At 28.5% G+C, this 5,335-nt stretch carries 5 protein-coding genes and 1 pseudogene; 4 read left to right on the top strand and 2 right to left on the bottom strand.

What is annotated here, in order from left to right:
* A pseudogene (locus A2255_08835) lies at window positions 1–307 on the top strand (hypothetical protein).
* Between the two features lie 234 nt (window positions 308–541).
* On the opposite strand, the gene A2255_08840 reads toward A2255_08835, so the two are convergent.
* Entirely contained in the window at window positions 542–886 is a 345-nt protein-coding gene (locus tag A2255_08840) for a hypothetical protein (protein OGI17833.1), read from the bottom strand.
* 469 nt (window positions 887–1,355) lie between these two features.
* Between A2255_08840 and A2255_08845 the strand changes: the two genes are divergently transcribed.
* Together A2255_08845 and A2255_08850 are read left to right on the top strand one after the other, a co-directional pair.
* The gene (locus tag A2255_08845; protein ID OGI17834.1) at window positions 1,356–2,186 is read left to right on the top strand and encodes a hypothetical protein; all 831 of its coding nucleotides are present in this window, start codon (window positions 1,356–1,358) and stop codon (window positions 2,184–2,186) included.
* 41 nt (window positions 2,187–2,227) lie between these two features.
* Window positions 2,228–2,509, top strand: a complete 282-nt coding sequence (locus A2255_08850; GenBank protein OGI17835.1) for a hypothetical protein — start codon at window positions 2,228–2,230, stop codon at window positions 2,507–2,509.
* Here the strand turns inward: A2255_08850 and A2255_08855 are convergent.
* On the bottom strand, window positions 2,506–2,868 hold the full coding sequence (locus A2255_08855) for a hypothetical protein (GenBank protein ID OGI17836.1): 363 nt from the start codon (window positions 2,866–2,868) through the stop codon (window positions 2,506–2,508). The genes A2255_08850 and A2255_08855 overlap by 4 nt on opposite strands.
* 448 nt (window positions 2,869–3,316) lie before the next feature.
* Between A2255_08855 and A2255_08860 the strand changes: the two genes are divergently transcribed.
* Window positions 3,317–4,978 (top strand): hypothetical protein, encoded by a 1,662-nt coding sequence (locus A2255_08860; protein ID OGI17837.1) that lies wholly within the window; start codon window positions 3,317–3,319, stop codon window positions 4,976–4,978.
* Window positions 4,979–5,335 lie beyond the last annotated feature (357 nt).

The raw sequence follows: 5,335 nt of genomic DNA on the forward strand, positions 1-5,335 counted from the left end.
TTCTAATAAAACTAAAATTAATGCTTTTTCTCTTGATAGCATTGTCTCAAAATTTAATCTTGCAAAAGTAAATGCAATTAAAATGGACATAGAAGGTAGTGAATACAAAGTATTTACAAATTTATCCCAATTTATCAATGTATACAAACCGAAATTTATAATTGAGATACATAAGAATAATTCAGGAGTCATTGATTGTAAGTTTTTCGAAAAAATCTTTGCTGAAAATAATTATTCTTTTGAAATAAGAAAACAAAGTGAAAAAGGAATATTTCCATTGATATTTGCATATCCAAAAGTCAATTAAGGACAGCGGAAAAAATAATTAAAGATTTTGATGAAAAAATGCGAAGCGGGAGTGAAATTTTCGGGAAGAGCAGCTTCGCATGCGCAAGCAGGATGCATACGCTTCATTTGCTGGTCTGGACCGAAAACGAAACTCGTTCTATCTTTGGTTATTTTTGTAGCCTGCTTCCTGCGCAAAGCGGGAGCTGTGCAATCTCATTCCTGTAACCAGCTTTTAGATTTTGCGTAAGTCCTGTTAATCAATAAAATCTAATGTATCATCTACTTTTATATCAGTCTCATTTATTATGCCAGCAGGCAATTCCAAAACACTATGTGCATTGAATATTAAGGGGGAAAGCCGCCAGGGACCCATATCTCTGATTAAGTGTTTAACTTTATTGTTTTTATCAAGAAAAATTGCATCAAACCTGAATCGCATAAAAAATGAATGAATACCGTTACAGGGAATAATGAGTAATCCTTCACCTTTTTCCAGTTTTGATCGATTCAAAAGGCCTATTATTCTTTTTATTGGGTTATTTGCTATTTTAACTCTATCTGCTACAAGCTTTTGGTTTGATTTATTAATAATTTTCATTGGTTAACTTTCTTTCAGGTTATTTTAATATTAAGGATAGCAGAGGAAATTATCAAGTATTTTCCTCTTATTTGGGTAATGATCAAGGACTAATCAGTCATCACGAGCCTTTAGATATGCAAGATTGTTATTTATTTTAATTGCGAAGTGATCTCAATGCAACTATATATCCTTTGGAATTGCTTCACAACATTTATTTCAGAAAATATCCTTGCTGCAAGGTTCGCTCTCAATTTCAGTTTCTTATTTTCCATTACCCTATTTGAAAGTCAGGTTTTAAATCTACATTTTTTGGAATTATTATTTATACTAAAATATTAAATAAGACTTTAATTTTGAATTAATGTTTGTTATAATAATAATTATATAACTTTAAAATCCTCTGAGATCATGGCGTTATAGGATGCTTTTTAAGACTCTCTAAGTTTATAATAACAATAATATTTTTATAACAACTTGGTGAGTAAATATGGGAAAAGAAAAAGCAAAGAAAATTCTGGAAAATTTCCTGCATGAACTTGAAATTTTAAATAAATCTAAACATACGATAATTAATTATCGTAGTGATCTGAGGCATTTTCTTGAAAATTGCTCAGATAATATTGATGATCTTACAGTAGAATCTCTGCGTCAGCATCTTAGTGGTCTTGATTCTAAATCTCCTACTACAAAATCAAGACATATCAGTAGTTTAAAGACTTTTTTAAATTGGTGTTACAAAAAGGATTATATTCAAAATAATCCCATTCATAAGATTGATAAAGAAAAACCGAAAGTTTGTCCAGCTAAATCAAGATCAGTTAACAAAAATTCTATAGAAAAAGTTATTTGCTCAATAAATATATTTAATCAGGACAATTTTATTAAAGTTAATAATCTAAAATATAGAGCTTTATTTACATTAATGCTGGAAGGTGGCCTAAAAATATCTGAAGCATTAAATTTAAAGCTTGAAGATATAGAAACAGATACGGAAACAATTCTGATAAATTCTGAAAATAAGCGAAGAATTCCTTTATATTCGTCTGAGTCAATAAAACTGCTCAGATTGTATGCAGATGAGTTAAATATTCAATACGGCTTAATTTTTAGAGGAGGTGAAAATGAAGATAAAACCCTAACTTATCAGGCTGTAAATCGTTTTTGGAGAAAATATTGTCTAAAAAATGGGGTTAATATCAAATTACAACAATTAAGAGATTATTATGCATATGATTTGGTTAAGAAAGGATTTAACATTGGCGTGATAAGTAAACTGCTTGGTCATAGAAGCATACAGACTACAATCAAGTATTTATAATAATAAGGTTAATATCTTAAGAAAAAGGCTAAAATGATATTATGATACTAGAATTTAGGGTTAATGAAAATGCAGTACAAGCAGCATGGTTGAGCACACTATATGATTTGATTGAAGAATTGAATTGCAGGTGCAATACGTATCTTGAAGAGACTTATAGCAAAACTCACAGTAATTTTGCAAGAACAAGAATAGTGGAAGTTTATGGTTCTTCCACTATGGTAAGTTGGTTAAAACTAAGAATGGAAAGATATAATCATCTTGTAAATTCATTTAATGATGAACCAAAGATGAGAGTTATATCTAATAAAGATGAAGATTAAGCGAACATAAGATTATCGGCTAAAGCTTCTTCACATAGATCTTTATCTTCACTTTGACATATATCTAAAACTCTGTTTAAACGAGTTTGAAACATCATTTCTGCAACATAAGGCTGTAAGCTATATAGCCTTATGTTTATTTCATTATAAAAAGCAATTTTTTGAAAGTTTATGAGAGTGCCAAGACCTGTTCCGTCAATTCTAGTTATTTCTGTCATATTTAGTAAAATATGCTTGAATCCCTGGTCAATTATCTCATTTATGGTATTTTTTAATAAAGAGATATTTTCTGTTTCAAATGAATTACTTGCTAAATCAACAATACAAAACTCCCCGATTTTTCTTAACTTGATTACCATAGTTTTATAAAGTTCCTTCCCCTCAAATATGTAGACTGCTATTTAATAACACTTATTTTTCTTTTTATGTGATTTAAGATTCATAAAAATTTTTATCTTATCTAGTAATAAGATAAAATGTGTATTATTTCTTACTATGCAAGATTAAATACTCAACTATATGTATATTAACAGTTTTTGTTGCATAGTCAAATTGTAAATTCATAGATACAATAAAATTAGAGCTAAAAGTGCTTTATTATTATTTTTTAATACTTTAAAAGTGAGTTTACAGTAGTTTAATTAAGTAACAATCCGGTAAAACTATATATTTTATGGATATACTCGTCTGGATAATCTTATATGTATCAATGATCTGTTAGTATAAAAATCATGATTTTTCTTGAAACAAGGTTGGAATTAGTAATAAAATTAGCATAAGTAAATTTATTGATAAAAAGGATAATAAATGAGTAATTCTGAGAATCATAATTTCAGCGATATAAATAACAATGGATTATCAGAAAAAATAAGAAAATACGGAGATCCTAAGAGGAATTTAATAATAACCGCCATCACCATTCTTGTTATAACTTTTCTGGTTGGAATATTCTTCTGGAAAAATGGGCAAAGTGGGATTACCGGGGTTTATGCTGATTATTATCCTGCCTCTACGTCAATTTATGTTGATGCAAAATTAGACGCTAAGAATATTGATAAAATAAACGAGCTAACAAAACTAAATATAAGAGACTTACCCGATTTATTAAGTCGTTTATTCCTGGAAAATTATACTAAAGAGCGTGTTAATATTAATAAATTGATGTCTGAAGCTTTTGATGATAGTTTTAGTTTTGGTGCATGGAGTGATAATCGTAAAGAAAGAAGTCTTGCTGTCTTTACTGTAAAGAGGGAAGCTAAGATAAGGCCTTTATTTGAGGCAATATTCAATAAAAAGTTGGCAGATAAAAACTTTAAAGGGTATAAAGCCACAATATCTCCTGATACCGGAGTTGCTTTTTCCATGATTAGAGATAAGTTATATGTAGCTGACAGTTATGATACATTAACTTTTATAATTAAAAATCACATCTTAAAAAGTGAAAAAAGTTTATATGACAGAAGTAATGTAAAACATTCTGTGAATTTGCTTGAAGATGAAAGAATAGGAACAATTATAGTTGCTGATTATACTTCTGGAATCTCCAGACTGAGCAGCATGATTGGTGGTAAATACAAGGGAGAACTTGCTGACATTGAACATTTTTTAAAATCAGTAGATGTGACAGCAATATCTGTATTGCTTGATAAAAATTTAGTTTATTTTAATAGCTATACCTCATATAATTTATCTCAAATAAAATCTCAATCGCTAAAAAAAGCGTATGAAAATATGTTTAGCAAAAAGCACATTGATTTTAATCCCGGCTTTTTACCTGACAACACTCTCAGCTTTTTGCTTATTAATGAACTTAAAGACTATATTGATTTTACAGTTGAATTATCAGGAATAAAGGCAACTCCTGAATATGATCAGTTTAAGCAATTTATAAAATTATTGACTTCTCTTGATTTTGATAAGGATATATTAGAAATACTAAAAAACGATACAACAATTGCAGCAATTGATGTTGGAAATGGCAAAACTGAGTATGTTGCAGTTTTAGCCAATGATAATAATACTGCACATGTAATATCAAAACTTATGAAATTAATTCCTTTGCAGTTACCTTCAGCAGAAATGTCAACTATAACTTATAAAAAATTGGATTTAGGCTTAATTTCAGACAAGAAGCATTCTTTAATGATAAATTATGGCAAAATAACTCCTGATTTATATGCTATTGGAGAAAAGCTGGCTGTTGAATCCTTAATTGATGCTAGTGACAAAAATAAATTAAATATAACCGAGAAAGACATATATAAAAGATTAAATGTTCAAAATTTAAATGATTTTAGGTTTTTGGCATATGTTGATATACAGGGATTGAAAAAGTTAGAAGCAGAAAAAGCAGGAATTAAAAATAAAGTTTTTCTAGATAAAATTAAGAATAATATCAAAGCTGCTTTATTTACTATAAAAGCAGAAAACAATGTAATTAAGGGTTCTTTGCAAATAAATTTAAAATAATTAAGGGGAATGGTTATATGGATTCAGTTGAAAAATTAATCAAAGCTAGAGAATTAATCCTGGAAGCTGAAAAGCAACTAATTGATGAAAAAGGTTTTTGTCCTTATGAAATAGGCTATTCTTTAAGGAATTTAGATGAAGCTATAGGTCAATTATCTGAAAACTCACCCTAAAATAAAGTTATAAAAGTATTTTTAGGTATTATAATTATTTTTAATTGCGTTATATCAAGCTTTTTATCGATTTAGAAATTCGGGTTAAGGATAAACAAAACGTCTTGATTATAAATTTATAATCAGCAAAAACGTCAATGTTTGGGTGAAATAAAAATTTTTAAATCGTTGTATTGTCATCCCG

The sequence above is a fragment of the Candidatus Melainabacteria bacterium RIFOXYA2_FULL_32_9 genome (genome assembly GCA_001784615.1).
Classification (GTDB): Bacteria; Cyanobacteriota; Vampirovibrionia; order Gastranaerophilales; family UBA9579; genus UBA9579.

Coding starts and splice junctions, on each gene's coding strand:
- A2255_08840 (OGI17833.1), bottom strand. CDS start 886: ATGAAAATTATTAATAAATCAAACCAAAAGCTTGTAGCAGATAGAGTT.
- A2255_08845 (OGI17834.1), top strand. CDS start 1,356: ATGGGAAAAGAAAAAGCAAAGAAAATTCTGGAAAATTTCCTGCATGAA.
- A2255_08850 (OGI17835.1), top strand. CDS start 2,228: ATGATACTAGAATTTAGGGTTAATGAAAATGCAGTACAAGCAGCATGG.
- A2255_08855 (OGI17836.1), bottom strand. CDS start 2,868: ATGGTAATCAAGTTAAGAAAAATCGGGGAGTTTTGTATTGTTGATTTA.
- A2255_08860 (OGI17837.1), top strand. CDS start 3,317: ATGAGTAATTCTGAGAATCATAATTTCAGCGATATAAATAACAATGGA.